General features: G+C 67.5%; 29 protein-coding genes and 1 riboswitch. Of the genes, 14 read left to right on the top strand and 15 right to left on the bottom strand.

Annotated elements, in window-relative coordinates:
• Positions 1-106 precede the first annotated feature (106 nt).
• Positions 107-330, top strand: a riboswitch (cobalamin riboswitch).
• A 114-nt stretch (positions 331-444) separates the two neighbouring features.
• Positions 445-2,286 (top strand): TonB-dependent vitamin B12 receptor, encoded by a 1,842-nt coding sequence (btuB, locus tag JLDANKMP_RS11095; RefSeq protein ID WP_138970088.1) that lies wholly within the window; start codon positions 445-447, stop codon positions 2,284-2,286.
• A gap of 99 nt (positions 2,287-2,385) precedes the next feature.
• Here btuB and gph read toward each other — a convergent pair whose 3' ends face one another.
• The 3 genes from gph to JLDANKMP_RS11110 all read right to left on the bottom strand — a co-directional run bounded on the left by gph (position 2,386) and on the right by JLDANKMP_RS11110 (position 4,825).
• Positions 2,386-3,042, bottom strand: coding sequence for a phosphoglycolate phosphatase (gph, locus tag JLDANKMP_RS11100; RefSeq protein ID WP_212561106.1), 657 nt, complete (start codon positions 3,040-3,042; stop codon positions 2,386-2,388).
• Positions 3,043-3,107: 65 nt separating this feature from the next.
• Positions 3,108-3,899 carry a class I SAM-dependent methyltransferase gene (locus JLDANKMP_RS11105; RefSeq protein WP_212561107.1) on the bottom strand — a complete coding sequence of 264 codons (792 nt, stop codon included), beginning with the start codon at positions 3,897-3,899 and terminating at the stop codon, positions 3,108-3,110.
• A complete protein-coding gene (locus tag JLDANKMP_RS11110) occupies positions 3,896-4,825 on the bottom strand; it encodes a LysR family transcriptional regulator (protein WP_212561108.1) in 930 nt (309 codons plus the stop codon). The genes JLDANKMP_RS11105 and JLDANKMP_RS11110 overlap by 4 nt, the downstream gene beginning before the upstream one ends.
• A gap of 108 nt (positions 4,826-4,933) precedes the next feature.
• On the opposite strand from JLDANKMP_RS11110, the gene JLDANKMP_RS11115 reads away from it, so the two are divergent.
• Entirely contained in the window at positions 4,934-5,572 is a 639-nt protein-coding gene (locus tag JLDANKMP_RS11115) for an NAD(P)H-binding protein (RefSeq protein ID WP_099527683.1), read from the top strand.
• A 160-nt stretch (positions 5,573-5,732) separates the two neighbouring features.
• Complete coding sequence (locus JLDANKMP_RS11120; RefSeq protein WP_212561109.1) at positions 5,733-6,644, top strand: MBL fold metallo-hydrolase; 912 nt, start codon at positions 5,733-5,735, stop codon at positions 6,642-6,644.
• 271 nt (positions 6,645-6,915) lie between these two features.
• On the opposite strand, the gene dinB is transcribed toward JLDANKMP_RS11120, so the two are convergent.
• Positions 6,916-8,010 carry a DNA polymerase IV gene (dinB, locus tag JLDANKMP_RS11125; protein ID WP_212561110.1) on the bottom strand — a complete coding sequence of 365 codons (1,095 nt, stop codon included), beginning with the start codon at positions 8,008-8,010 and terminating at the stop codon, positions 6,916-6,918.
• Between the two features lie 190 nt (positions 8,011-8,200).
• Here dinB and fabA point away from each other — a divergent pair, with 190 nt between their 5' ends.
• Together fabA and fabB are read left to right on the top strand one after the other, a co-directional pair.
• Positions 8,201-8,716, top strand: a complete 516-nt coding sequence (gene fabA / locus JLDANKMP_RS11130) for a 3-hydroxyacyl-[acyl-carrier-protein] dehydratase FabA (RefSeq protein ID WP_005412134.1) — start codon at positions 8,201-8,203, stop codon at positions 8,714-8,716.
• Positions 8,716-9,924 (top strand): beta-ketoacyl-ACP synthase I, encoded by a 1,209-nt coding sequence (gene fabB, locus JLDANKMP_RS11135; RefSeq protein WP_012479031.1) that lies wholly within the window; start codon positions 8,716-8,718, stop codon positions 9,922-9,924. The genes fabA and fabB overlap by 1 nt, the downstream gene beginning before the upstream one ends.
• A 114-nt stretch (positions 9,925-10,038) precedes the next feature.
• Here the strand turns inward: fabB and JLDANKMP_RS11140 are convergent, their stop codons facing one another.
• Genes JLDANKMP_RS11140 through JLDANKMP_RS11150 form a run of 3 tightly spaced genes read right to left on the bottom strand, consistent with a single transcriptional unit; the run spans position 10,039 to position 12,481 of the window.
• Positions 10,039-10,722: an HAD family phosphatase gene (locus tag JLDANKMP_RS11140; RefSeq protein ID WP_043033919.1), complete on the bottom strand. Its 684-nt coding sequence runs from the start codon at positions 10,720-10,722 to the stop codon at positions 10,039-10,041.
• Complete coding sequence (locus tag JLDANKMP_RS11145) at positions 10,719-11,420, bottom strand: pseudouridine synthase (RefSeq protein ID WP_005407927.1); 702 nt, start codon at positions 11,418-11,420, stop codon at positions 10,719-10,721. The genes JLDANKMP_RS11140 and JLDANKMP_RS11145 overlap by 4 nt, the downstream gene beginning before the upstream one ends.
• The gene (locus JLDANKMP_RS11150) at positions 11,417-12,481 is read right to left on the bottom strand and encodes a class I SAM-dependent methyltransferase (RefSeq protein WP_212561111.1); all 1,065 of its coding nucleotides are present in this window, start codon (positions 12,479-12,481) and stop codon (positions 11,417-11,419) included. Before JLDANKMP_RS11150 ends, JLDANKMP_RS11145 begins: the two co-directional genes overlap by 4 nt.
• Before the next feature lie 156 nt (positions 12,482-12,637).
• On the opposite strand from JLDANKMP_RS11150, the gene JLDANKMP_RS11155 reads away from it, so the two are divergent.
• Positions 12,638-12,901 carry a hypothetical protein gene (locus JLDANKMP_RS11155; RefSeq protein WP_005407925.1) on the top strand — a complete coding sequence of 88 codons (264 nt, stop codon included), beginning with the start codon at positions 12,638-12,640 and terminating at the stop codon, positions 12,899-12,901.
• Positions 12,902-12,983: 82 nt separating this feature from the next.
• Here the strand turns inward: JLDANKMP_RS11155 and JLDANKMP_RS11160 are convergent, their stop codons facing one another.
• Positions 12,984-13,274: a DUF3247 family protein gene (locus JLDANKMP_RS11160; protein ID WP_024957100.1), complete on the bottom strand. Its 291-nt coding sequence runs from the start codon at positions 13,272-13,274 to the stop codon at positions 12,984-12,986.
• Positions 13,275-13,317: 43 nt separating this feature from the next.
• Positions 13,318-15,306 (bottom strand): ATP-binding protein, encoded by a 1,989-nt coding sequence (locus JLDANKMP_RS11165; protein WP_005407923.1) that lies wholly within the window; start codon positions 15,304-15,306, stop codon positions 13,318-13,320.
• Positions 15,307-15,550: 244 nt separating this feature from the next.
• On the opposite strand from JLDANKMP_RS11165, the gene JLDANKMP_RS11170 reads away from it, so the two are divergent.
• A complete protein-coding gene (locus tag JLDANKMP_RS11170) occupies positions 15,551-16,114 on the top strand; it encodes a DUF3016 domain-containing protein (protein ID WP_043033923.1) in 564 nt (187 codons plus the stop codon).
• Positions 16,115-16,299: 185 nt separating this feature from the next.
• Here JLDANKMP_RS11170 and alr read toward each other — a convergent pair whose 3' ends face one another.
• Both alr and JLDANKMP_RS11180 read right to left on the bottom strand, forming a co-directional pair.
• Positions 16,300-17,367 carry an alanine racemase gene (alr, locus tag JLDANKMP_RS11175; protein WP_005412128.1) on the bottom strand — a complete coding sequence of 356 codons (1,068 nt, stop codon included), beginning with the start codon at positions 17,365-17,367 and terminating at the stop codon, positions 16,300-16,302.
• On the bottom strand, positions 17,346-18,650 hold the full coding sequence (locus JLDANKMP_RS11180) for a D-amino acid dehydrogenase (RefSeq protein ID WP_212561112.1): 1,305 nt from the start codon (positions 18,648-18,650) through the stop codon (positions 17,346-17,348). Before JLDANKMP_RS11180 ends, alr begins: the two co-directional genes overlap by 22 nt.
• A 149-nt stretch (positions 18,651-18,799) precedes the next feature.
• Here JLDANKMP_RS11180 and JLDANKMP_RS11185 point away from each other — a divergent pair, with 149 nt between their 5' ends.
• Positions 18,800-19,279, top strand: coding sequence for a winged helix-turn-helix transcriptional regulator (locus JLDANKMP_RS11185; RefSeq protein WP_005407919.1), 480 nt, complete (start codon positions 18,800-18,802; stop codon positions 19,277-19,279).
• Between the two features lie 109 nt (positions 19,280-19,388).
• On the opposite strand, the gene JLDANKMP_RS11190 is transcribed toward JLDANKMP_RS11185, so the two are convergent.
• On the bottom strand, positions 19,389-19,565 hold the full coding sequence (locus JLDANKMP_RS11190; protein ID WP_033833709.1) for a hypothetical protein: 177 nt from the start codon (positions 19,563-19,565) through the stop codon (positions 19,389-19,391).
• 144 nt (positions 19,566-19,709) lie between these two features.
• Positions 19,710-20,087 (bottom strand): hypothetical protein, encoded by a 378-nt coding sequence (locus JLDANKMP_RS11195; RefSeq protein WP_044569474.1) that lies wholly within the window; start codon positions 20,085-20,087, stop codon positions 19,710-19,712.
• 140 nt (positions 20,088-20,227) lie between these two features.
• Here JLDANKMP_RS11195 and msrB point away from each other — a divergent pair, with 140 nt between their 5' ends.
• The 5 genes from msrB (at position 20,228) to JLDANKMP_RS11220 (ending at position 23,487) form a co-directional block, all read left to right on the top strand.
• Positions 20,228-20,695, top strand: coding sequence for a peptide-methionine (R)-S-oxide reductase MsrB (gene msrB, locus JLDANKMP_RS11200; protein WP_005407916.1), 468 nt, complete (start codon positions 20,228-20,230; stop codon positions 20,693-20,695).
• A gap of 90 nt (positions 20,696-20,785) precedes the next feature.
• Positions 20,786-21,640, top strand: a complete 855-nt coding sequence (gene motA / locus JLDANKMP_RS11205) for a flagellar motor stator protein MotA (RefSeq protein WP_005407915.1) — start codon at positions 20,786-20,788, stop codon at positions 21,638-21,640.
• Positions 21,641-21,643: 3 nt separating this feature from the next.
• On the top strand, positions 21,644-22,582 hold the full coding sequence (motB, locus tag JLDANKMP_RS11210; protein WP_012479024.1) for a flagellar motor protein MotB: 939 nt from the start codon (positions 21,644-21,646) through the stop codon (positions 22,580-22,582).
• 127 nt (positions 22,583-22,709) lie between these two features.
• Positions 22,710-23,198 (top strand): hypothetical protein, encoded by a 489-nt coding sequence (locus JLDANKMP_RS11215; RefSeq protein WP_049449770.1) that lies wholly within the window; start codon positions 22,710-22,712, stop codon positions 23,196-23,198.
• A 13-nt stretch (positions 23,199-23,211) separates the two neighbouring features.
• Entirely contained in the window at positions 23,212-23,487 is a 276-nt protein-coding gene (locus JLDANKMP_RS11220) for a DUF4031 domain-containing protein (RefSeq protein ID WP_033833707.1), read from the top strand.
• A 218-nt stretch (positions 23,488-23,705) separates the two neighbouring features.
• Here the strand turns inward: JLDANKMP_RS11220 and JLDANKMP_RS11225 are convergent, their stop codons facing one another.
• Positions 23,706-24,248: a hypothetical protein gene (locus JLDANKMP_RS11225; protein ID WP_005407911.1), complete on the bottom strand. Its 543-nt coding sequence runs from the start codon at positions 24,246-24,248 to the stop codon at positions 23,706-23,708.
• 90 nt (positions 24,249-24,338) lie between these two features.
• Here JLDANKMP_RS11225 and JLDANKMP_RS11230 point away from each other — a divergent pair, with 90 nt between their 5' ends.
• The gene (locus tag JLDANKMP_RS11230) at positions 24,339-24,587 is read left to right on the top strand and encodes a DUF3297 family protein (RefSeq protein WP_005415112.1); all 249 of its coding nucleotides are present in this window, start codon (positions 24,339-24,341) and stop codon (positions 24,585-24,587) included.
• 99 nt (positions 24,588-24,686) lie between these two features.
• Here the strand turns inward: JLDANKMP_RS11230 and JLDANKMP_RS11235 are convergent, their stop codons facing one another.
• Complete coding sequence (locus tag JLDANKMP_RS11235) at positions 24,687-26,336, bottom strand: Na+/H+ antiporter (RefSeq protein ID WP_005407909.1); 1,650 nt, start codon at positions 26,334-26,336, stop codon at positions 24,687-24,689.
• Positions 26,337-26,421 lie beyond the last annotated feature (85 nt).

Raw genomic sequence — 26,421 nt, forward strand, 5'->3', positions numbered from 1 at the left:
AACGGGCGGACATCGGCAACGGCACCACGGGATCGAGCAACCATTCTAAAGGCACAGCAAAGGCAGTCGCGCAGGCGCGACGCAACGGGACGGCCTGCGATGCCGTAGACTGCGCGCACTTCCAGGTGACCTGCGGCCATGGCCGGCAGGTTGAAACGGGAAGCCGGTGACGCGTGATTCCACGCCAGGCCGGCGCTGCCCCCGCAACGGTAAGCACGTCAGTTCCAGGCAACACCGCCACTGTGCCGCAGGCATGGGAAGGCGCCTGGACGGTGGCCTCGCGCCACCCGGCGGCAAGCCCGGAGACCGGCCCGGAAGCCTCAGGTCGCGATGCGGTGGGCATGGCGCTGGATGACCGTGGCGTGCGCTGCGGCATCGGCGCACGCCTGCCTTCGCGGCTCCTCCCCTTCGCCACGCGGGCGTGCGTGGCACCCGGAGTCCCCCATGAAGCTGCAGTCCCGAATGCTGTCCCTGGCCGTGCTGGCCGCCCTGCCCGCGCTGGCCCAGGCCGCCAATGACACCACCGCGCTCGACCAGATCCTGGTCACTGCCACCCGCACCCCGATCGCCCTGCAGGACAGCATCGCGCCGGCGCAGGTGATCGACCGCGCCCAGATCGAATCCAGCCAGGCCACTTCGCTGCAGGAACTGCTGCGCGGTCGCGCCGGCATCAACCTGGCCAATGCCGGCGGCCTCGGCAAGCAGAGCTCGCTGTTCCTGCGCGGTACCAATTCCGGCCACACCGTAGTGCTGGTGGACGGCGTGCGCATCAACAGCGCCGACCTCGGCCTGGCCATGTACCAGGACCTGCCGCTGGCGCAGATCGAGCGCGTGGAAATCGTGCGCGGCCCGCAGTCGAGCCTGTACGGCGCCGACGCCATCGGTGGCGTGATCCAGATCTTCACCCGCCGCAACCAGGGCGATTTCGCCCCGCACTTCCAGCTTGGCGGTGGCAGCAACGGCCTGCGTGAAGCCAGCGGTGGCATTGGCGGCGGTACCGAACGCGGCTGGTTCGGTGCGGATATCGCCTACCAGCATTCCGATGGCATCGATGCCTGCCGCGGCTCGGCCACACTGTTCACCGGCTGCTTCGCCGACGAGCCCGACCGCGACGGCTACCGCAACCTGTCCAAGAGCCTGCGCGGTGGCTACACCTTCAACGAGCAGTGGAACGTGGAAGGCAGCGCCCTGCGCGCCGACGGCAGGAACCATTACGACGGTTACTACAACTATTCGGAAACCCGCCAGCAGGTGCTGGCCGGCAAGGTGCGCTACACCCCGTCCGAGCGCCTGGCATTCACCGCAAACGTCGGCCGCAGTGACAACGAGTCGGACAACTTCGGCGACTTCGGTGCACGTGGCAGCGCACAGACCCACCGCGACAGCGCCTCCCTGCAGGGCGATTTCGGCGTGGCCGAGGGCCAGCTGCTGAGCGCAGGCGTGGACTGGAGCGAAGACAACCTGGATGGCAGCAGCGCGGGTTACCTGGTCGACAGCCGCCGCAACACCGGCGTATTCGTGCAGTACCAGGGCCGCTTCGGCCGCCACCAGCTGCAGGCCAGCGCACGCAACGACGACAACCAGCAGTTCGGCAACCACGCCACCGGCAGCGTTGGCTGGGCGATGGAGCTGGGCCACGGCCTGCGCCTCAACGCCAGCTATGGCACGGCGTTCAAGGCACCGACCTTCAGCGATCTGTACGACCCGTGGAGCGGCGTGCCGACGTTGAAGCCGGAGAAGTCCAAGAGCGCCAACCTCGGCGTTTCGCAGCAGGGCCAGGGCTGGCACTGGGGCCTGGACGTGTATGAAACCCGCATCGATGACCTGATCACCTACGATGCGGCAACCTTCAAGATGCAGCAGGTGGAGAAGGCCCGCATCCGCGGTGCCGAGCTGACCGGTGGCGTGCTGCTCGCCGGCTTCGACATCAACGCGCAGCTGAGCTACACCGACCCGCGCAACCGCACCGGCGGCAGCACCCAGTTCGACAACTGGCTGCCACGCCGCGCGCAGCAGACCGCGCGCCTGGACATCGACCGTCGCTTCGGCGATTTCCGCGCAGGCCTGACCGTGCAGGGTGCCGGCAAGCGCTACGACGATGCCGCCAACACGGTGAAGGTGGGAGGTTACGGCACGCTGGACCTGCGCGCTGAGTACGCACTGACGCCATCGTGGTCGCTGCTGGCACGCGCCGCCAACGTCTTCGACCGTCGCTACGAAACGGTGGCATGGTTCAACCAGCCCGGCCGCGAGTACCAGTTGAGCGTGCGTTACCAGCCGAAGTGAGCGCAACGTTCATGGTAGTGCCGGCCGCTGGCCGGCAACATCATGACCTTCGGCAACGCATCCCGGGTTGCCGGCCAGCGGCCGGCACTACCCCCTGCTTCAGCCCCACAACCCCGGCAGTTCACGCAGGTCGTCGATCACCGCCACCGCATGCGCGGTGGCCAGGTCCAGGCCGCGCGGATAGCCGTAGCGCACCAGCGCGATCGGCATGCCGGCCTCTTCGGCGGCGCGGTAGTCGGTCAACGAATCACCCACCATCAGGCAGGACTCCACCGGCAGCCCGAAGTGCGCGGCGATGTGCCGCAGTGGCTCGCCACTGGGCTTGCGCTGCGGCAGCGAATCCCCCCCCAGTACCAGCGCGAATGCATCACCGATACCCAGGTGCTGCAGCAGCGGCGGCACCAGTGCTTCGGGCTTGTTGGTGCAGATCGCCAGCGGCACGTTGCGCGCACGCAGTTGCGCCAGCGCTTCGCCCACGCCGTCGAACAGTCGCGGGCTGCGCAGCAGGCACTCACGGTAGTGCACCATGAACACCGGCATCACCTCGGCCAGGTCCACCTCGCGGCCGGCGGCCTGCACCGCCTGCTCGACCAGACGACGCACACCGTCACCGATCCAGCCCAGCACGGTGGCTTCCGGCACGCGCGCCAGGCCGATGTCTTCCAGCGTGCGGTTCAGCGCTTCGGCAATATCGGCAGCGCTGTCGACCAGCGTGCCATCGAGGTCGAACACGACCAGCGGATAGGGATACGACAAGGGAACGGCACCTGTGCGACGTGGGGCCGTCCATTGTACGCCGCAGTATTTTGGGCAGGCCTGCCTCAGCCGATCCGGCGCGCGCGGGTAGCCAGGAAGGTGGGCAGATAGCGGTCGATCAGGAAGCGCGGCTGCGGCTGCCAGTCTTCCATGAAGCGATCGATGACGAAGCCGGCATCCAGCTGGCCACCGATCAGTTCGGTCAGGCTGTGGCCGAAGGTCAGCGCATCGCCCCGCGCCAGTTTCGCCTCGCGCTCGGCCGGTGGCAGGTCTTCCAGATCCGAATAAGGAATGACGTACTGCGGCCGGATCAGGCCCTGTGCATCCAGCTGCGGATCGCGCGCGCCGACGAACAGCACCGGGTTGTAGAAGCTGGCCATCAGCATGCCATCACGCGCCAGCACGCGGCGGCATTCGGTCCACACCGGCCGGACGTCGGGCACGTACAGGTTGGAGATCGGGTGGAACACCACATCGAAGCTGTCGTTGGCGAAGGCGTGCAGATCGCGCATGTCGCCCTGCACCGTGCGCAGTTGCAGGCCATCACGCGCCGCCACCTGACGATCCTGCTCGAGCTGGCCATCGGACAGATCGAACACGGTCACCTCCGCCCCGGCCGCCGCCAGCACCGGGGCCTGCTGGCCACCGCCCGAGGCCAGGCAGAGGATGCGGCGGCCGCGCACATCCCCCAGCCAGTCCAGCGGCAGCGCGCGCGGGGTCAGGTGCACCTGCCAGCGGCCATCGCGCGCGGCGGCAATCGTTGAGCTTTCCACCGGGCGCGACCATTCGCGCACTTCGCTGGCCTGGCGGTCCCAGGCAGCACGGTTGTGGTCGATCAAGGCCTGTCCATGGTTCATGTGTTCTCCTTGCCCGGTGGGCGCCAATCCAGATCCTGGAAGGCCGGGCTGGCGAAACACTCGCCCAGGAAATCCAGGAATCGCCGCATGATAGCGGGCTGCTGGCGCCGTGATGCGTACACGGCATGAATGCCGAGTTCGTCCAGACTGAATTCGGGCAACAACTCGATCAGCTCGCCACTGCGCAGCAGTGGCGCCACCTGGTAGGTCGGCAGCATCGCGATGCCGGCGCCCGCACGCACCGCTTCCAGCAACAGCGAGGCTTCGTTGGCGCTGATGTTGCCGCCCACCGCCACCGACAGCGAACGGCCATCGCGGTGCAGCTGCCACAGGCTCTTGCCTACGTAGTGATGGGTCAGGCAGTTGTGCCCGGCCAGGTGTTCCGGGGCGGTAGGCGTACCGCGCGCCTGCAGGTACGACGGCGTCGCGCACAGCACCGAGCGGCAGGTGGCCAGCCGTCGTGCGATCAGGCTGGGATCGATCTGGCGGGCGATGCGCACGGCAAGGTCCACCCGCTCTTCCACCAGGTTCACCATGCGGTCGACCAGCAGCAGCTCGATGCGTGCCGCCGGATGGCGCGCAACAAAGCCGGCCACCGCCCGCGCCAGGTGGCTCTGCCCGAACGACACGCTGGCAGTCACCCGCAGCGTGCCATGCGGCTCCGGATCATCGCTGGCCAGCTCACCCTGCAGTTCCTCGCCGATGGCCAGCATCTGACGGAAGCGCGCCAGCGCCGCCTCGCCGGGGCCGGTCAGGCTGACCCGGCGCGTGGTCCGGTGCAGCAGGCGCGCGCCCAGCCAAGCCTCGACCTCGGCCAGGTAGCGGCTGACCATCGCCCGCGACATGTCCAGCACCTCGGCGGCGGCGGTGAGGCTGCCGCGCTCGGCCACCTCGACGAATACGGTCATGGCGGTCAGTCGGTCCATATGCTCGATCCATGCAACAAACAAGCGCGTTATACGCTGTTTTTCGAGCGACTGCAGCGGCCTAGAGTGGCCCCATTCCCACCCCACACCGCCCCACGGAGTCCTGCCATGAAGATCGCCCTCGTTGGTTCCACCGGCAACATCGGCCGCCAGATCGCCCGCCACGCGCTGGCCAACGGCCACGAACTCACCGTCATCGTGCGCAGCGCGCAGGATCTTCCGGCCGAACTGGCCGGTGCCCATCCGGTGATCGCCTCGCTGGATGACCAGGATGCCCTGGTCGCCGCCATCGCCGGCCACGACGTGCTGGCCAGCGCCTATGGCCCGCGTCCGGGCGATGACATCGGCCGCGTCGGCGAAGTGGCCGCGCAGCTGGCCGCCGCCGCGCGCAAGGCCGGTGTACCGCGCCTGGTGGTGGTCGGTGGCGCCGGCAGCCTGGAAGTCGCGCCGGGCGTGCAGCTGGTCGATACCCCCAACTTCCCGGAGGCCTACAAGCCGTACGCGCTGGCCCATCGTGAAGCCTTCAATCGCCTGCAGGCGGTGGACGACCTGGACTGGACCTTCTTCTCGCCGGCCGCCGAAATCGGCCCGGGCGAAGAGCGCGGCCAGTACCGCGTGCAGCCCAAGGCCTTCCTCGCTGATGCCAGCGGCCACAGCCGCATCAGCTACGCCGACTACGGCGCCGCGTTCGTCGCCGAGCTGGAAGCGCACCAGTACCCGAAGCAGATCATCACGGCCGCGTACTGATCATGGCGTCCGCCGGGCATAGCCCGGCGCTACCCAGCTGTAGAGCCGAAGGCAACGGCAGGAGCCGTTGCCAGCGTCGCTTGCGACGGCCCGCAGCGGGCCAGGCAAGGACGCCCGGCATAGCCCGCGCTCCGCTCCCATCCGACACGAGGAATTCCCAATGCGCACCGCTACCCTGCTGCTTCCCCTCGCGCTGGCCGCCGCCTTCGCCAGTGCTCCGCTGATGGCGGCTTCGGCCACGCCGACGCCGGCCACGGCGACCAGATCCCAGCTGCACCTGCAGACCTTCCATCCGGGACCGCAGGCGATGTTCTCGGTGTCTTCGGTGCTGATCGAAGGCCGCCATGACGCGATCCTGGTCGATGCGCAGTTCGGCGCCAGCGATGCGCGCAAGCTGGTCGAGCTGATCCGCGCCAGCGGCAAGCAGCTGACAACGATCTACATCAGCCACGGTGATCCGGACTACTACTTCGGCCTGGCTACCCTGCAGGACGCGTTCCCGCAGGCACGCATCGTCGCCACTGCGCAGACCGTTGCCCACATCCAGCAGACCCAGGCCGGCAAGCTGGCCTACTGGGGGCCGAAGATGGGTGCCGACGTGCCGTCGCGCATCGTGGTGCCGCAGGTGCTGGACGGCGACGCCCTGCAGCTGGAAGGCCAGCGCCTGCCGCTGATCGGCCTGGATGGCCCGGCCCCGGACCGCACGGTGCTGTGGGTGCCGTCGCTGCGCGCGATCGTCGGCGGCATTCCGGTGGTGGCCGGTGAACACGTGTGGATGGCCGACACGCAGACGCCGAAGTCGCATGCCGACTGGCTGCAGACCCTGCAGCGGTTGCAGGCGCTGAAGCCGAAGGTGGTGGTGCCGGGGCATTACGCGCCGGGTGCCGCACTGGATGCCAGCGCGCTGGTGTTCACGGCGGACTACATCCGCGCGTTCGATGCCGAGACGGCAAAGGCCAAGGACAGTGTGGCACTGGTGAAGGCGATGCAGGCGCGCTATCCGAAGCTGGCGGGCGTGGCGTCGCTGGAGCTGAGTGCGAAGGTGGCCAAGGGCGAGATGCAGTGGCCGTGAGGTAGGGAGTTTTCTTTTGCAGGGCTGCGCCCTGCACCCGCTCAATGCAACGGCAACAGCCGAAGCAACAGCAACAGCTGGCTATCCGTGGGATGGCGAGGTGGGTCCGGTTGCGGGGGACGCCGTCAATCCGTCCATGGAGGCTCGGTCGCGCCATCCATGGCGCTCACGCCCCCGCAACCGGACCCACCCCGCCTTCGACAGATCTCCGCAATCTGTCTGGATGGCATGGCCTTCTTTGGGTGGGTGTCGACCTTGGTCGACACATAGATCAGCTTCGCGGGGAATCGTTGGGTTCGTGCTCGAACAGTTCCCCCTGCACCACCGGCTCCTTTTCGCGGAAGCCACCCAGCCCGACGCCGACCAGGCGGTAACGGGTCTCCGCCGGCAGGTCGACGCGGGCGCGCAGGGCCAGAGCGATGTCGCGCAGCTCTTCCATCGATTCCGGCGGGCGCTCCGGGGTGAAGCTGCGGGTGAGGATGCGGAACTGCGCGGTCTTCAGTTTCAGCACCACGGTGTGGCCGATGCGCTCGGTCTTGCGCGTGGCGTTCCAGGTCTTCCCTGCCAGCTGCACGATCGCCTCGGTCAGGTCTTCCAGCAGCAGGTCTTCGGCGAAGGTGTCCTCCGAGGAGATCGACTGCACCTGCTGATCCGGTTCCACCGGCCGCTCGTCGATGCCACGTGCGCGGTTGTACAGGCTGCGGCCGAAGCTGCCGAATGCCTCTTCCAGATCGATCAAGGCCCACTGCCGCAGGTCGCCGCAGGTGGCGATGCCGCGCGCGGCCAGCTTGCCTTCCATGACCTTGCCTACACCGGGCACGCGGTTCACCGGCAGCGGCGCCAGGAACGCATCCACGCGCTGCGGCGGAATCACGAACTGGCCGTCGGGCTTGCGCCAGTCCGAGGCGATCTTGGCCAGGAACTTGTTCGGCGCGATCCCGGCTGAAGCAGTCAGGTTCGTTTCCTCGCGGATCTGCGCGCGGATGGTGCGGGCGATGTCGGTGGCCAGTTCAATGCCACTCTTCGGCTCGGTCACGTCCAGATAGGCCTCGTCCAGCGACAGCGGCTCGACCAGGTCGGTATGGCGCAGGAAGATCGCGCGTACCTGCTGTGACACCGCCTTGTAACGCGCGAAGTCCGGCGGCACGAAGATCGCGTCCGGGCACAGGCGCTCGGCACGCACGGCGGGCATCGCCGAACGCACGCCGAACACGCGCGCCTCGTAGGACGCCGCACACACCACCGAGCGGGCGCCACGCCATGCCACGACGACCGGCTTGCCACGCAGTGACGGATCGTCGCGCTGCTCCACCGACGCGTAGAACGCGTCCATGTCAACGTGGATGATCTTGCGCAGTCGGGTCATGTCAGGTGGGAAAGGCAGGGCCGGGCCGGGTGGGCCACACGCCGAAGTATGGTCGTTGCACATCAACAGGATGCGCGTATTCCCTTGAAAACACTACGGTTGCGTACGGTTGAAATGTTTGATCGGCGCAGTTTCCACGGGCATTCTCGGGCGCTTGTTTCCCTGTTCTTCGCTTCCAGGATTGTGCTTCATGACCCGTCTCCACGCGTTCAACCGCGAACAGCTGCTGGCCAGCGCACGCGGTGAACTGTTCGGCACCGCTGCCGGCCGTCTGCCCAACGACCCGATGCTGATGTTCGACCGCATCACCGACATCCGCGAGGACGGCGGACCGCATGGCAAAGGCATGGTACGCGCCGAACTGGATATCCGCCCGGACCTGTGGTTCTTCGGCTGCCATTTCATCGGCGACCCGGTGATGCCCGGCTGCCTGGGCCTGGACGCCATGTGGCAGCTGACCGGCTTCTTCCTGACCTGGCTGGGCGCCCCCGGCAAGGGCCGCGCGCTGGGCTGTGGCGAAGTGAAGTTCACCGGCCAGGTGCTGCCGGAAGCCAGGCTCGTGCGTTACGAGATCGACATCAGCCGCGTCATCAACCGCAAGCTGGTGATGGCCCAGTCGGACGCCCGCATGTATGTGGATGACCGCGAAATCTACAGCGCGCGCGACCTGCGCGTCGGCCTGTTCACCGAAACCGGGAGCTTCTGATGCGTCGCGTCGTCATCACCGGCATGGGCATCACGTCCTGCCTCGGCAATGATCTGGATACCGTTTCGGCCGCGCTGCGCGAAGGGCGCTCGGGCATCACCGCCCTGGCCGACCACGCCGAAGCGGGCCTGCGCAGCCAGGTCGGCGGTCGTGTCGACCTCGATCTGGAGGCGCTGATCGACCGCAAGCAGAAGCGCTTCATGAGCGATGCAGCGGCCTTCGCCTATCTGGCCATGCGCGATGCCATCGCCGATGCCGGGCTCAGCGCCGAGCAGGTCAGCAGCCTGCGCACCGGCCTGATCGCCGGTTCCGGTGGCGGCTCCAGCGAATGGCAGATCGGCGCGGTCGACCTGCTGCGCGAACGTGGCGTGCGCAAGGTCGGCCCGTACATGGTGCCGCGCACGATGTGCTCGACGGTCTCGGCCTGCCTGGCCACGGCCTACCAGATCAAGGGCGTCAGCTATTCGCTGTCGGCCGCCTGCGCGACCTCGGCGCACTGCATCGGCGCGGCCGCGGACATGATCCGCCATGGCGCGCAGGACATCATGTTCGCCGGTGGCGGTGAAGACCTGCACTGGTCGATGAGCGTGATGTTCGATGCGATGGGCGCGCTGTCGACCAGCTTCAACGAAACCCCGGCCAGCGCCTCGCGTCCGTACGACAAGGACCGCGACGGCTTCGTCATCGCCGGTGGTGGCGGCATGCTGGTGCTGGAGGACTACGACCACGCCGTTGCGCGCGGCGCGCACATCCATGCCGAACTGATCGGCTATGGCGTGACCTCCGACGGCGCCGACATGGTCGCTCCGTCCGGCGAAGGCGCGGTGCGCTGCATGAAGATGGCGCTGCAGGGCGTCGATCGCCCGCTGGACTACCTCAACACCCACGGCACCTCCACGCCGCTGGGCGACGTCACCGAGCTCAATGCGATCCGCGAAGTGTTCGGCGATGCGGTGCCGCCGCTGTCCTCGACCAAGGCGCTGTCCGGCCATTCGCTCGGTGCGGCGAGCGTGCACGAGGCGATCTACTGCCTGCTGATGATGCGCGATGGCTTCGTTGCCGGTTCGGCCAACATCGGCGAGCTGGACCCGAAGGTGGAGAGCTTCCCGATCCTGCGCGAAAGCCGCGAGCAGAAGCTGGATACGGTGATGTCCAACAGCTTCGGCTTCGGTGGCACCAACGCCGCGCTGGTGTTCGGGCGGGTGTGAGGGGCAGGTGTGCCGACCAACGGTCGGCACCCACCAGGGCAGTAAAGAGTGCCAACCAAGGTTGGCACCCACCAACGCAGTAAAGAGTGCCGACCAACGGTCGGCACCTACCAGTTACCTCGGCAACAACGGCAGCAGGAGCGCGTGCGCGTCCACCAGCGAGCCGACGATGCGGTGGCCCAGTGCGCGCAGTTCTTCGTCAGGATGCACCAGGTCAGGCACCTGGATCACGGTCATGCCGGCCGCCAGCGCCGCACGCGTACCGGCCGGTGAGTCTTCCAGCGCCAGGCAGCGTTCCGGCGCCTGGCCCAGCCGCTGCGCGGCCAGCAGGTAGATATCCGGCGCCGGCTTCGGCCGCGCGACGTCGCCACTGGTGATCACCGCATCGAAGTATGGCAGCAGGCCGGCCGCAGCCAGTTTGCGGTTGGCGCGCGGCTGCCGCGTGGTGGTTGCCACCGCACGCGGTACCGCATGCGCCTTCAGCAGTTGCAGCAGCTCCAGGATGCCCGGCCGCAACGGCAGGCCGGTCTGCGTGCGTGCTTCATACAGGTCGTGGCAGCGCGCGGCCACCGCCTCGATCACGCTGTCCTCGATGCCCTGCGCACGCAGCAGCGCGTGCGTGTCACGGTCACCGAGGCCGACCATGCGCAGGAACACCGCCTCGTCCAGGCCCAGTCCGAACTCGTCGGCGGCCTGGCTCCAGCAGGCCAGCGAAACCCGCTCGCTGTCGATCATCAGGCCGTCCATGTCGAAGATGACGGCGTCGGGGAGGAACGGCAGCGCAGCGATGGTGGTCATGGAGCGAACAGCGTATCCAGGTCGGTGGAGGTGAGCTGCCGCCATTGCCCTTCGTCCAGCCCCTGCAGATCCAGCCCGCCGACGCGGCTGCGGTGCAGGGCCTGCACGTGGTTGCCGGTGGCGGCGAACATGCGGCGTACCTGATGGTAGCGGCCTTCGTGCAGCACCAGGCGCGCGCGGCGCGCATCCAGCACTTCCAGTTCAGCCGGCAGCAGGGGCGTCTTCTCGGACTCCAGCATCAGTGTACCGCTGGCGAACAACGCTACCTCGTCGCCGCGCAGGTCGTCGCTCAACTCGACCTCATAGACTTTCGGCAGCTTCGACTTCGGCGAGATGATCCGGTGCAGCAGGCCGCCATCGTCGGTCAGCAGCAGCAGGCCACTGGTCTCGCGGTCGAGGCGGCCCACCGTGGACAGCACCGGATCGCGATCGCGGAAGCGCGGCGGCAGCAGATCGTAGATCAGGCGGCCGGTGTCCTTGGTCGAGCAGGTGTAGCCGGCCGGCTTGTGCAGCGCGATCGACAGGCCCACCGGCGGGTCCAGCGGCTCGCCGTCGACACGGATCGCCTCGTGCGGCACCTGGTCGTCGGCATACAGCACCTCGCCGTCGGCGTCGGTGACGCGGCCTTCGCGGAACATCCACTGCACCTGCTTGCGGCTGCCATAGCCCAGGTTGGCGATGAGCTTGACCAGCTTCACTTGCCCTTCCCCTTCACCGCTTCCACCAGCTTGAAGCCATCACGCTCGGCGATCACGCGCACCGCGCCAAAGCTCTCGTTGAGCGTGTACTCGTACGGCAGGTGGCGGTTGGCCACTACGTACAGGCGTCCGCCCGGGCGCAACGCCTGCGCGGCCACGGCGATGAAGCGCTGGCCGATGTCCGGGCGATCGGCGCGCGACGGCGTGTGGAACGGCGGGTTGCTGATGATGACGTCGTAGCCCGGTTCGATACCCGCGGTGACGTCCTGCCACAGGAAGCGCAGCGGCAGCGGGCGCGGCGGCGGCGCCAGATTGAGTTCGGCCAGTGCCAGCGCGCGCTGCTCGGCTTCGTACAGGTCCAGCGCGGTGATCTTCGGGCAGCGTTCCAGCAGCTCGCGCGACAGGTAGCCGTAGCCCGCGCCGAGGTCGGCGGCACGCCCGGCCAGGTCGGCCGGCAGGTGTTCGGCCAACAGCGCCGACGCCGGGTCGATGCGATCCCAGGCGAACACGCCCGGGCGGCTGAGGAAACGGCCCCCGACAATCGGGCGCACTGCATCCAGCGCCGACCAGCGCTTGGCCAGGTCGGCGTCGTGCTGGCCCTGCATCGGCGCGGTCCAGTACACGCGGCAGTGATTCTTGGTCAGGCTGCCGCCGAGGCCGGTCAGCTGCTTGAGGTCACCCTCGCCCGAGCGTGCGCCTTCGTTGTTGGACTGGCAGGCAACGATGCGGCCGCCGTCGGCGACCAGCGCCAGCGCGCGGGCGAACAGCGCGCGGGCTTCTTCACGCTGGCGCGGCGGCAGCACCAGCACCAGCGGGTAGCGGCCCTCGCCGGCCACATCATCCAGCTGGCCGCTGACGGTCCAGCCGGCGGCCTGCTGCAGCGGCTGCGCGAACGGGGCGAAGCTCTGCTCGCAATGCACCTCGCGGTTGCCGGCCACTTCGCGCAGCGGCCAGCCGTCGCGGGCCCGCAGGAAAGCCACGGGGCCTTCCGGCCAGCGCAGGGCGCCTTGGGAGTACGGCAGGAACAGGGTCTGCAGGGGGGCGTCGTCGCTGGAGGCCATCGGCGCGGGTACTTCAAGCGTGAGGGCCGTCCATTGTACCGGCTTGACCGGGCCGGCCCCGGCAGCCGCTTTGCGAAACCCGAACGGGGCCTTGATCTGCCAGCAACATTGGAACGTTCAGGGTAGAGGCTCCCCCGGAAACCCAGGAGAACCTGCATGCGAGCCTTGTTCGTCGGTGGCGTGGTCGACAACAGTGAAATGGACCTGGAAGGCAGCCATCCGCCCGTGCATTACCCCGAGGACACCGGCGGCGGCCACTCGCGCTACCGGCTGCACCAGGTCGGTCATGGTGCCGACGGCAGCGTGGCCTATGCGGTGTATGGCGCGCCGGACCTGGCCGATGACGAGGTGGCGAGGGTTGCGGAGGAGCGGGCGTATGCACGCCGGTTCGAGGCGACGCCGACCCTGTTCGAGCACTGAGCGCAGCAGCCACGCATGGCGTGGCTCTACTGCAACCTCTGGTAGATCCACGCCAAGCGGGGATGTGCCCGGCAGGTTGCCGTCAAACCCTCGGCGGCAACCTGCGGATGCTGGCGATCTCGTCCAACCACACATGGTGCTGCTGCACCGGCGTGTCGTAGTCATCCAGGCGCAGCTGGCCGTTGCTGCCTTCATCACCAGCGACGTTGCGGTATTGCTGCACGGTTGGCCTCACGGCCACCGTGCCGAGCAGGCGGCGGCCATCGTGAAGAATCAGTTCCACCTGCGTTTCGCCATCCAGCTGCGGCAGCAGGGCTTCCAGGCGCGCGATCTGCGCCGGATCGGTGTGGATACGTGGAGCTATACGGGACATCGGCGACCTCCTGATTGCAGGGTCGCCGATCGGCCGTGAATGTTCAGTGCAGCGCGCTGTCCGCGCGCGGCACCTGCACCTTGCGTACGGCAGCCACCAGCTGCGCCACCGAGTATGGCTTGGCCACATGCTCCTGGAAGCCCGACGCCAGCGCGCGGCGGCGGTCATCGGCACGCGCCAGTGCAGTCACCGCCACCGCAGGCAAGGTTGCCGCGTCCACGCCCATGTCCTCGCGCAGCGTGCGCACCAGCCCATAGCCATCCATGCCCGGCATGCCGATGTCGGTCAGCATCACGTGGTACTGCAGATGGCCGGTGTCGGCCAGCAGTGCCAGTGCCTCGCCGGCCGAGCTGGCCGCCGACACGCTGGCGCCCTGCTCTTCCAGCATGCGCCGCAGGTACTCCAGCACCTCCGGCTGGTCTTCCACCGCCAGCACATGCATGCCCCGCAGCGGATACGGTTCGACGATCACCGGCTCCAGGATCGGCCCGCTGATGACTTCGCGCAGCGGCCGGCGCTCGGCATCCGGCAGGTGCTGGGGCAGGCGCACGGTGAACGTGGCGCCGTGACCATGGCCTTCGCTGGCGGCGGCGACGGTGCCGCCGTGCAGTTCGACCAGCTGCTGCACGATCGCCAGGCCCAGGCCGAGGCCGCCATGGCGGCGCGTGGTGGTGCCATCGGCCTGGCGGAAGCGGCTGAACAGGTGGTTGAGGAACTCCGGTGCGATGCCATCGCCGGTATCGCGCACCGTAATGACCCAGTGGGTACCGTCGGCCTGCAGCTGAACGTCGATGCGGCCCTCGGCCGGGGTGAACTTGATCGCATTCGAGAGCAGGTTCCAGAACACCTGCTGCAGGCGCGTGGCATCGCCCAATACCAGGCTGGGCTGCTCGGGCAGCTGCAGGTGCACGTCCAGCGCCTTGCCTTCGGCCACCAGTTCCTGCGCGCCGATGGCTTCGCCAAGCAGCGTGCGCAGGTCCAGCACTTCCACCTCCAGCTGTACCTTGCCCAGCAGCATGCTGCTGAGGTCGAGCATGTCCGAGATCAGCCGCTTCTGTGCACCGGCGCTGTTGGCGATCACGTTCAGGCCCTTGTACAGCGGGCTGGTGTTGTCCACGCGCTGCAGCAGCAGCTCGCTCCAACCGAGGATGGTGGTCAGCGGCGTGCGCAGCTCGTGCGACAGCGTGGCCAGGAACTCGTCCTTCAGCCGCGCCATGTTCTCGGCGGCGCTGCGCGCGGCGCGTTCGGACTGCAGCAGTTCCTCGCGTGCCAGTTCGATCTCGCGGCGCTCGGTCACGTCCGGACTGCTGCCAGCCAGGCCGATGAAGCGGCCCATGCGCGAGAAGCGCGGCCGCGCGTTCATCTCCAGCCAGCGCCACTGGCCGTCGGCGCGCCGCGCACGTACCAGCGCATGCATCGAACGCTGCGCCTTCAGTGCTTCCTGCAGCTCGTACTCGAATACGGACGCATCGTCTGGATGTACCAGGCCGCGCCAGACATCTTCCGGAACGCGCGTTTCGTCGCCACCGAAAAACTCGCTGAAGGCGCTGTTGACGAAGCGGGCGTGGCCGCGCTCGTCGAGCACCCATACCGGCATCGGCAGGCCATCGGCCAGTGCGCTGAAGCGGGCTTCGCTTTCGCCCAGCTCCACTTCCATCTGCTTGCGCGCGGTGATGTCGAAGAACAGGATGCCGACCTTGTCTTCGCCCGGACGACCAACGCGCACCGCATCAACCGCGAACGAGCGGCCCAGGGCGCGCGCTTCCATCTCGAACTGGGCGGGGCGACCACTGCGGGCCACTTCACCGTAGATGCGGAACCAGTCTTCCTCGTGGTTCGGTTCCAACGCACTCATGCGCTGACCGCGTGCGTCCTTCAGGCCGGTATGGCGCTCGAAGGCGTCGTTGACCTCGATGAAACGATAGTCCACCGCGCGGTCGCCTTCGAACAGCACCTGGATCACGCAGAAACCGGCGTTGATGCGCTCAAGCACGCCATGATGCAGGTCGGGTTCGGGCGCCGGCACCATCATCGGTGGGCGCTCCACTAGGGGCGGCAGTGTGGACAAGGGCGTCTGGACGGGCCGGATTGGAGACACAGCATGTTCCAGAGAGCGTATTCACAGCGTCAAGCGCCGTCAGTCAGGGTTGACGACGATGAATTGGCGGTAACCCCCCTTGCATACGACGCAGCCGGCCATTGCAGTGACCCGGCCACAGGATCACACTCGATCCGTGATCAACATCGTCCCCAGCGCGGGGACGCAGGAGACCGTCATGAAACGCGCACTCGTGATTGCCCTGCTGGCAGGCGCCCTGGTGGTGAGCGGCGCCAACGCTGCAGCCCGCAACGTAACCGGTACGGACGCGCCGCGTGCGTTGCAGGCCAATGGCCCGGTCAGCGTGAAATGGGAGGATCCGGCCACGTTCACCGAGATCCGCCAGAGCACCAACCGCTTCGAGGCCGAACGCGGTGACTGGGTACAGCAGCTGGCCCGCTACCTGCAGACCACCGCTGCCAAGCCGCTGCAGCCTGGGCAGACCCTCGATGTCACCCTGGTGGACATCAAGCGTGCCGGTGACTACGAGCCGTGGCACGGCCCGCGTGCGCGCGACATCCGCGTGATGCGCGATATCTACCCGCCCCGCATCACCCTGCAGTACACGTTGAAGGACGCCGACGGCCGTATTGTGAGCGAAGGCGACGCGCGCCTGAGCGACTCCGGCTACCTGCAGGGCAGTGGGTTGCTGACCAACAGCGATCCGCTGCGCTACGAGAAGCGCCTGATTGATGACTGGGTGAAGCGCCAGCTGGCCAGCCAGGCCACCGCTGCGCGCTAGGCCCCTCGGCAGGTGTCGACCCTGGTCGACACGTATTCACGGCGCCGACCAAGGTCGGCCGCTACCAGAACTGCGCATGGCGACCGCTGCGCGCCAGGCCCCCCGGTAGGTGTCGACCTTGGTCGACACGCATTCATGGCGCCGACCAAGGTCGGCCGCCACCGAAGCCGAGCGTGGGCTCGGCGTTACACGTACACCTTCGCCACGCGCTTGACCGCGCACGGCAGCTGGTACGCGCTCACGCCGCATCGCGGCGCCAGTTCCGCCAACGTCGGCGCACTGCCCCACAGTTCCACCACGCTGCCCACCGCGGCCTGCGGATGCGCCGTCAGGTCCACCGTCAGCATGTCCATCGACACGCGCCCGATCAGTGCGCCGGGCTGGCCATCGATCAATACCGGCGTGCCATTCGGGGCGAACTGCGGATAACCGTCGGCATAGCCCAGTGCAACCACACCCACGCGGGTGCGCGCCTTGGCCACGAAGCGCGCGCCATAACCCACCGGCTCACCCGCTTCGATCCAGCGTTCGGCGATCACCTTCGACTGCATCGTCATCACCGGGCGCAGGCGCTCGGTCAGCGTGGTGTCGTCCGGCAGCGGGTTTGCGCCATACAGCATCAGGCCCGGGCGCACCCAGTCGCTGCGCACGTCCGGCCAGCCCAGCAGCGCCGGCGAATTGCACACGCTGGTCTCGCCGTGCAGGCCGTCGATGGCGCGCGCGAAGGTCGCCGCCTGCTCGTGGGTGCGTTCGCTGTCCAGCTCGTCGGCGCGCGCCAGGTGGGTCATCAGCACGATGCGCTCGACCTGCGGCAGCGCTGACAGGCGCGCGTGCGCCGCGCGGAAGCTGTCCACGTCCAGGCCGAGGCGATGCATGCCGCTGTCCAGCTTCAGCCACACCGTCAACGGGCGCGGGCTGTCGAAGGCGGCGACGGCCTCCAGCTGCCACGGCGAACCCACGGCGAACCAGAAATCATGCTCGGCCACCAGCGCCATGTCGCTGGGTTCGAAGATGCCTTCCAGCAGCAGGATCGGCGCACGGATGCCGGCCTGACGCAGTTCCAGCGCCTCTTCGATGGTGGCCACGCCGAAGCCATCGGCCTCGCCTTCCAGCGCCTGCGCACAGCGCACCGCGCCATGCCCATAGGCATCGGCCTTGATGATCGCCAGGGCCTTGCCACCGCCCAGTTCACGGGCGAGCCGGTAATTGCTGCGCAGGGCGCCCAGATCGATCAGCGCGCGGGCAGGACGCATGTGCGGTTCTCTTGTTGCGGCGCGTGACCGTACTGGCCGTAGCGGAAAATATCCAGGCCTTCGGTGCTGATCTGCGGCTGGCGCGCGCTCATCAGGTCAGCCAGGTAGCGGCCCGAGCCGCAGGCCATGGTCCAGCCCAGGGTGCCGTGGCCGGTGTTGAGGTACAGGTTGCGGAACGGCGTGGCGCCGATCACCGGCGTACCGTCCGGCGTGGCCGGGCGCAGGCCGGTCCAGAACTGCGCGCGCGACAGGTCGCCGCCCTTCGGGTAGAGGTCGCTGACCACCAGCTCCAGGGTCTCGCGGCGTCGCTGCGACAGCGACAGGTCGAAGCCGGCCACTTCGGCCATGCCACCGACGCGGATGCGGTCGTCGAAGCGGGTGACCGCCACCTTGTAGCTCTCGTCGAGGATGGTCGAGGTCGGCGCCATCGCCGGGTCGGTGATCGGCAGGGTCAGCGAATAGCCCTTCAGCGGGTACACCGGCAGGCGCATGCCCAGCGGTGCGACCAGCGCCGGCGAATAGCTGCCGAGCGCGACCACGAAGCGGTCGGCGGTTTCCAGCTTGCCGTCGATGCGCACGCCGGTGATGCGGTCGCCATCGAACTCGAGGCCGGTGATGTCCTGGTCGAAGCGGAACTCGACACCGGCATCCACGCACATCTGCGCCAGGCGACGGGTGAACAGCTGGCAGTCGCCGGTCTGGTCACGCGGAAGGCGCAGCGCACCGACCAGGCCATCGACAGGCGCCAGGGCCGGTTCGGCCTGGATGATGCCGGCGCGGTCCAGCACCTCGTACGGCACGCCGTACTGGGCCAGGATCTCGATGTCCTGCGCCGAGGCATCCAGCTGCTGCTGGGTGCGGAACAGCTGGGTGGTGCCCAGGTCGCGGCCTTCGAATTCGATGCCGATCTGCGCGCGCAGCTCGTTCAGGCAGTCGCGGCTGTACTCGGACATGCGCACCATGCGCGCCTTGTTGATCGCATAACGCTCGTGGGTGCAGTTGCGCAGCATCTGCCACAGCCAGCGGTACTGGGCCAGGTCCATGCCCGGTTTGATCGCCAGCGGCGCGTGCTTCTCGAACAGCCAGCCGATGGCCTTCTTCGGCACGCCCGGGGCCGCCCACGGCGACGTGTAGCCGAACGACAGCTGGCCGGCATTGGCGAAGCTGGTTTCCAGCGCCGGGCCGGGTTGGCGGTCGATGACCGTGACTTCAAACCCGGCCTGTCGCAGGTACCAGGCACTGGTGGTACCAATCACGCCGCTGCCGAGAACTAGGACTCGCATGGGACTTCTCCAACCCGATCATTCCCTGCACTGGAACGCACAGGGACCATAATTGGGGAAGTATAGACAGCCATTCCCAGTTGATTTGCCTGTTTTGAAATCAACCGGCAGGATGTTCTCCTGCAATTCATTCCCCAAGGTTGACGACCATGGCCACCCGTACCCGCGAACTGGACAAGATCGACCGCAAGATCCTGCGCATCCTGCAGGCCGAGGGCCGTATTTCCTTCACCGAGCTTGGCGAGCGGGTCGGCCTGTCGACCACGCCGTGCACGGAGCGCGTGCGCCGGTTGGAGCGCGAAGGGGTGATCACCGGCTACCACGCCCACCTCGACCCGGCCGCAGTGAAGGCCAGCCTGCTGGTGTTCGTGGAAATCAGCCTGGCCTACAAGTCCGGCGACATTTTCGAGGAGTTCCGGCGCGCGGCGCTGAAGCTGCCCAACGTGCTGGAGTGCCATCTGGTGTCGGGCGACTTCGATTACCTGCTGAAAGCGCGGATCAGCGAAATGGCCTCCTACCGCAAGCTGCTCGGCAGCACGTTGCTGACACTGCCGCACGTGCGCGAGTCGAAAAGCTACATCGTGATGGAAGAAGTGAAGGAAACGCTGAGCTTGCCGATTCCGGATTGACGCGGTTGCGATCGGGGTCAGAGCCCGCGTTGCGGGATCCGACCCCGGTCGGGATTCGGCAAGGGGTCGGATCCCGCGCAGCGGGCTCTGACCCCGGTCATGGCAACAGTCAACGCTGCTGTGGATGTTTCTGCGAGCGCTGTTCCTGCTGCTTGCCGCCCTTGTGCGGCTGCTGCGGGTCCATCTGCTGTTGCTGTTGCTGCTGCGGGTTGCGGCCCTGCGGTTCCTTGCCGGGATGACGGTTCTGCTGGTTTTTCATGATCGCGATCCAGTGGACAAAGGACATGCGGCGGCGAAATGCCGGCGCACGGTCACGTTGGTCCCGGAACGGTTAATCGCAGGCGAAAAAGCAGTGATCTGCAGCAGGTTGTTTTCGTGCGTTCAGCCCGCACAGCCCGCAGCCGCTGCCCACCTGGATTGGCATTGGAGGTCAGCGCTTGATCTGCTGGCCATCGCCGGCCGGCACGCTGTCGTAATAGCGGCCGGTGCGCGAGTCGAACACGCGGTTCGGGCCGGCCGGGCGCACCCCGGGAACGATGCGGCCATTGCGGTCATAGACCTTGTCGGCCGGCTTCGGGACCGGCGCCGGCGCGACCTGGGCCGGACCGGTGGACTTGATCGGCTGCGTCGGCTGTGGCGAGGGCAGTACCTGCGGCTGCGGGCGCGCGGCCTGTGGTGGCGGCACCACCGGCTGCGGTGCCACGGTGGTCGCACTACGGGTGGCGGTCGGGCTCGACGATGTCGGTACCTGGGCCTGCGCGACCAAGGGCAGCAGGGCCATCAACAGCAGGGAAAGGGTCGATTTCATGGCACGCTCCGGCGTGGTTCGCATTCACCATGCGCCAGCGCCTGTGTGCCGCCCATGAACGGCCATCACACTTGCAAGCGGGCGCCAGCACCCCCACGTTTTCCGGCATCCCCAGGCCATCGACCCCACGGAGCGCCGCCATGACCGCCTTCGATCTGACGCCCCCCACTGCCACCCAGACCGAGGCGCTGGTCGCCGGCCTCAGCAGCGAGGAGCGCCGCGTGCTGCTGCAGCACGGCACCGAAGCGCCGTTCTGCGGGGTATTCCTCGACAACAAACGCGAGGGCGTCTACTGCTGCCGGCTGTGCGCGCTGCCGTTGTTCCGCTCCAGCACCAAGTTCGATTCCGGCACCGGCTGGCCCAGCTTCTTTGCTCCGTTCGATCCGGCGCACGTGCGCGAGATCCGCGATACCAGCCACGGCATGGTGCGCACCGAGATCACCTGCGCGCGCTGCGGCAGCCACCTCGGCCACGTATTCCCGGATGGTCCGCCGCCCACCTACGAGCGCCACTGCCTGAATTCCGTCTCACTTTCATTCACTGGCAATGGTGAGCCGTGGCCCGATCCACTGCAGCGTGGCGGTGCCGAGGCCGGCATGGCGGGCTAAATACCCCGCTGACCGATTTCACAGAATTCCCTCTTCAGAAAACCGGGCGACGGGCCGACAAGGAGATATCCCCTCTCCTTGCGTCGCCCCATGCTCATCATCGTTGGATTCCTGGTCGTCATCATCAGCGTGATCGGGGGCTACCTCGGCGCCCACGGCCGCCTGGGTGCCCTCTGGCAGCCCTACGAGCTGGTCATCATCGGCGGCGCGGCGCTCGGCGCCTTCCTGGTCGGTACCCCGGCCAAGACCGTCAAGCAGACCCTGCAGGCCATGGTGGGCGTGTTCAAGGGCCCGCGCTACAAGCAGCAGGACTATATCGATGTGCTCAGCCTGCTCTATGAACTGCTCAACAAGGCGCGCCGCGAAGGCTTCATGGCACTGGAAGACCATGTCGAGCGCCCAGCCGAGAGCGCCTTGTTCGGCAACTACCCCAAGGTGCAGGCCGACCATCACCTGATCGACTTCATCACCGACTGCCTGCGCCTGATGATCGGCAGCAACATCGAGCCGCACGAGCTGGAACCGCTGCTGGAACTGGAGCTGGAAAAGCATCACGCCGAAGCCATGGCGCCGTCGCAGGTGCTGACCAAGGTCGCCGACGGATTGCCCGGTTTCGGCATCGTGGCGGCGGTGCTGGGCATCGTCATCACCATGGGCTCGATCGGCGGCGATATCGTCGAAGTGGGCGGCCATGTGGCCGGTGCGCTGGTCGGTACCTTCCTCGGCATCCTGCTGGGCTACGGCTTCGTCGGCCCGATGGCGGCGGCGATGGAAGCCCGCGCCGAACAGGACAGCCGCATCTACGAATCGGTCAAGACCGCCCTGCTGGCCTGCCTGCGCGGCTACAACCCGAAGATCGCGCTGGAGTTTGCCCGCAAGACGCTGCCGTCGAACGTGCGCCCGGCCTTCTCCGATTTCGAGCAGCACCTGAAGACGGTCAAGTAAGCCATGGCCGAGAACAAGCCCACCGTCATCGTCCGCCGGGTCAAGAAGGCCGGCCACGCCGCCCACCACGGCGGCTCGTGGAAGGTGGCCTACGCCGACTTCGTGACCGCGATGATGGCGTTCTTCCTGGTGCTGTGGCTGATGGCCACCACCAACAAGAACGACCGTGCGGCCATTTCCGAGTACTTCCGCAACCCCAGCCCGCTGAGCGGGCAGAACGCCACGCCGGCGCCCGGCATGGCCGGCCCGGGCGGCGCCAGCACCTCGATGATCAAGCTGGGCGGTGCCACCGACATCTCGCGCGGCAACAGCAACGATCCCTTCCAGAACCAGAAGGAAGCCGTGCCGCAGCCGGTGGACCAGCAGCAGCGCGACAAGCAGCAGCTGGAAGCGCTGATGAAGGAGCTGCAGGAGGCGATCAGCAGGAGCCAGGCGCTGGAGCCGTTCAAGGACCAGCTGCTGCTGGACCTGACCCCGGAAGGCCTGCGCATCCAGATCGTGGACAAGCAGAACCGGCCGATGTTCGACCTTGGCAGTGCCACGCTGAAGCCGTACACGCAGCAGATCCTGCACGAACTGGCTGAGTACCTGAACCATGTGCCGAACCGGATCAGCCTGACCGGCCACACCGACATCACCGCCTATTCGGCCGCACGCGGCTATGGCAACTGGGAACTGAGCGCCGATCGTGCCAACGCCGCACGGCGCGCACTGGTGGACGGCGGCCTGGAGGACAGCAAGATCACCCGCGTGGTCGGCCTGTCCTCGTCGGTACTGTTCGACAAGACCGACCCGCAGAACCCGATCAACCGCCGCATCAGCATCGTGGTGATGACCAAGGCCGCCGAGGAGGCCGCCCTGGCCGGTGCCGGCCCGCAGGTGGGGCTGTCGGCGCCCACCGCCGACCCGGACGTGCAGGCCGCGCAGGGCGAGGCAAAGTAGACGGTGGGTGCGGACCTTGGTCCGCACATCCGGGAAAGCGTGCGGACCAAGGTCCGCACCCACCAGGGGCATCCCCCGGCGCACCCGCTACAATGGCGGTCTTTCCTTTTCCAGGTGATCCCACCCCATGTCCCAGAACTCCAAGGCCAAGCGCGACAAGCGCAAGAAGCAGCAGGCCAAGCGCCCGTTCCTGCGCCTGAACGCACAGCAGCAGGTGCAGAACCATGCCGTGCTGACCAACGAAGACGGCCAGGTGGTGGCGGCCATCGGCCTGCAGGGCCGTGAGTGGCTGCTGGCCATCGGCGGCCAGACCATGGGCAACGCCGAGAACCCGGTACCGATGCTGGCCATGCTCAAGCACCTGTCCAACGTGCAGGAGAAGGAAGGCCGCAAGGTCAACCTGGAGTACTCCGAACTGCTGCAGAAGCTGCTGGACACCCTGGCGGCCGAATCCGAGCAGACCGCCGACGAGTACCTGGACAAGCTGGTTGCCGAGTTCGAAGGCGTCGACGCTGCTGAAGGCGAGGAAGGCGAAGCCGCCGAGGGCAACGTGGCCGAAGAAGCCGCTGCCGAGGCCGCTCCGGCCGCTGACAGCGACAGCAAGCCGCAGGCCTGAACCGGCCGCGGCGGTGACGGTCTACGTCGATGACGCGGTGCATCCCTGGCGCGGACAGCGCTGGGCGCACCTGATGGCCGACACCCTGGCCGAGCTGCACGCGATGGCGGCGCAGCTCGGCATTCCCCCGCGGGCCTTCCAGAACAAGGCCAGCGGTGCCCACTACGATGTCACTTCCGAGCTGCGCGCACAGGCGATCGCGCTCGGTGCGCGGGCGATCTCACGGCACACCGACCGTGACCTGGTCAAAGCGGTGATTGCCAACGCCAGGGCGCAGTACCGGCCGTAGGCCACGTCGCGGGTTCGCCGGACACCAACCGGCACCGACCGGGTAGAGTCGACTGTCAGTCGACTGCTCTCCCATCCGGCCGCGAGAACCCCGCGCTGCGCGCGATAGTCGACCAACAGTCGACGCTACCCCGTCGGGTCGTCTCCAGCGGATCAACCCATCAGGCCGCGCCCAGCAGAACGTCCCGCCGGGTGGTACCGGGCGGATCGGCCCATCGCTCAGAACGGGTCGCTGCCCAGCCGGATTTCCACGTTCAGCAGCGAGCACAGCGCCAGCATTGCGTCGTCGTCGCGGGTCAGCGCCATCACGCCGGTGAAGCCGTCGCTGCCGGCATCCACGCTCCACAGCGTGTAGTTGTGCTCGCGCAGGCGGTCGAAGGCGGTGGACATCAGCTGCACGCCGTCCAGGTCTTCGGCGAAGTCCTCGTCATCCAGGTCGCCGCCCCAGTCCAGCTGCAGGTTGAAGCGCGCCGACAGCTCGTTCACCGCCGACTGCAGCGATTCCAGGTCGTCGCGTTCCACCTCGAAACCGGACTGCCAGGCGATGGCCGTGAACAGGGCCGGCAGCCAGTCGCTGTCCGCTTCCAGCGGCTGCCCGTCCTCGGCCAGGTGCTCGCGCCAGCGGTTGAACTGCTGCAGGGCCAGTTCCTCGTCGCCCGGGTTGATCAGCACCAGCAGGTTCCAGACCCGTGCCTCGAAGCCATCTTCGTCGAAGTCGTGGATGTCTTCCTCGAAGTCGAAATAGTCGCTGTTGTCGGGCATGGCGGAACTTCCTCTGGGGCAGGCCGGCATTCTACGGTTTATCCTGTGCCGCTGAAGCCGGCCTTGGTGGCCGTCACTGTGAATGAAGCGATGAGCGATACCCCTCCCGACCACCTGGCGATCAACCCGGCCAGCCCCTTCCATGATGCGCAGGCGCTGGAGCGCGGCGTCGGCGTGCGTTTCAACGACGTCGAGCGTGACAACGTCGAGGAATACTCGGTCAGCGAAGGCTGGATCCGCGTGCAGGCCGGCAAGGCCCGCGACCGCCGCGGCAACCCGATGACCATCAAGGTCAAGGGCAAGGTCGAGGTGTATTTCCTGGACCAGAAGCCGGAATAAGCACGGCTCCCGGATCCTGGGGTCAGATCCCTTTCCTGCGGAAAGGGATCTGACCTCGATCAACGCAGACCAAGGTCCGCACCCACCCGGGGTACACGGTCATTCGCGCTTGCGCGATTCCAGCAGGTCCAGGTTGCGGATCAGGCGCCGCGAGATCTCATCGGAGATCACCCCGCGCCGGGTCAACCGGAACAGCTCCTCGCGCTCGGCATTGAGGCCGGCGCTGCGCAGCTGGCGGTAGCCCATTTCCATGCGCCGTACCTTCTCCGGGTCCACGTCGGGCCCATCACTGTCGCGCTCCAGGTGCCGCTGGTAGAGCAGGCTCACCCGCGAGGCGGCGTCGTTGTACAGCTGCACGTTCTCGGTGTTCTGGTTCATCACCAGCTGCTGGCGCATGCGCTCGACCCCGGCCAGCGCGGCCTTCGACGACAGCCGGCGTGCCAGGTCCTCTTCCTTGCGCTCGCCCGAGTCAGCCGGCAGCTGCAGGCCCTTCAGCAGCTGTGGCAGCGCGATGCTGGCGCCCAGCAGCGAGAACAGGATCACCGATGCGGCCAGGAAGATCACCAGGTCACGCGCCGGGAACGCACTGCCGTCGGGCAGGAACAACGGCAGGGTCAACACACCGGCCAGGGTGATCGCACCGCGCACGCCGGCCACCGAGGTCGCCACCACGATGCGCCAGTTCGGTGCCTCGCCCCGCTCCAGGCCGCGACGGCGCGCGCGCAGCAGGTTCCAGCGCAGCGACAACCACACCCACAACAGGCGCAGCACGACCAGTGCCAGATTGATCACCACCACATACACCAGCAGCCACCACGCACTCTGGTGGCCGGTCTCGTTCATGGTGGTGGTGGCGCGTTCGACGATGCCCGGCAGCTGCTCGCCCAGCAGCACGAACATGATGCCGTTGAAGCTGAACTGCAGCATGTTCCAGACCCCGGCGCGCTGCACGCGCATGCTGCCGGAGACGCGACCGGTCAGCTCGACATAGCTCATCGCGATACCGGCGGCGACCGCGGCGAGGATGCCCGAGGCATGGATCTCTTCGGCCAGCAGGTAGGCCGCGAACGGAATGAGCAGGTTGACCAGCATCGCCGCGCCGGGCTCTTCGCCGAAGCGGCGCCACAGCCAGCGCTGGAAGGTGGACACACCCAGCGTCACCGCCACGCCCACCGCCAATCCCGCCACCGCCACCCACACGAAGGTCAGCGAGGCCGTGGCCAGCGAGAAGGTGCCGGTCATCACCGCCGCCACCGCGAAGCGGAAGCAGACCAGGCCCGAGGCATCGTTCAGCAGCGACTCGCCTTCCAGGATGTGCATCAGGCGCTTGGGAATCGGCGCCTTCGAAGCGATCGCGCCCACCGCCACCGGGTCGGTCGGCGAGACGATGGCCGCCAGCGCGAAGCACACCGCCAGCGGCATCACCGGAATCAACCAGTGGATCAGGAAGCCGGCGCCGATGACGGTGAACACCACCAGGCCGAACGCCAGTTCGAGGATCGCGCCCTTGTCGCGGAACAGGCCCTGCTTGGGGATGCGCCAGCCATCGAGGAACAGCAGTGGCGGCAGGAACAGCAGGAAGAACACTTCCGGCTCCAGCGCGTGGCCACGGTTGAACACCCCGGCGATGACCGCACCCAGGCCGATCTGCACCAGCGGCAGCGGCAACGAGAACGGCAGGACGCGAACCAGGTAGCCGCTGGCGACAACGGCCACCAGCATCGCCAGGACGACTTCAATGGTATGCATGCTTCTTCCAGGAAGCGGCGCGTGGGGAGGCTTGGAGGCCAGCGCCGGAAACCCGGAAAAAACTACCACATGCGGCCATGGCCGC

The sequence above is a fragment of the Stenotrophomonas sp. PE591 genome (genome assembly GCF_018320795.1).
Taxonomy (GTDB): Bacteria; Pseudomonadota; Gammaproteobacteria; order Xanthomonadales; family Xanthomonadaceae; genus Stenotrophomonas; species Stenotrophomonas maltophilia.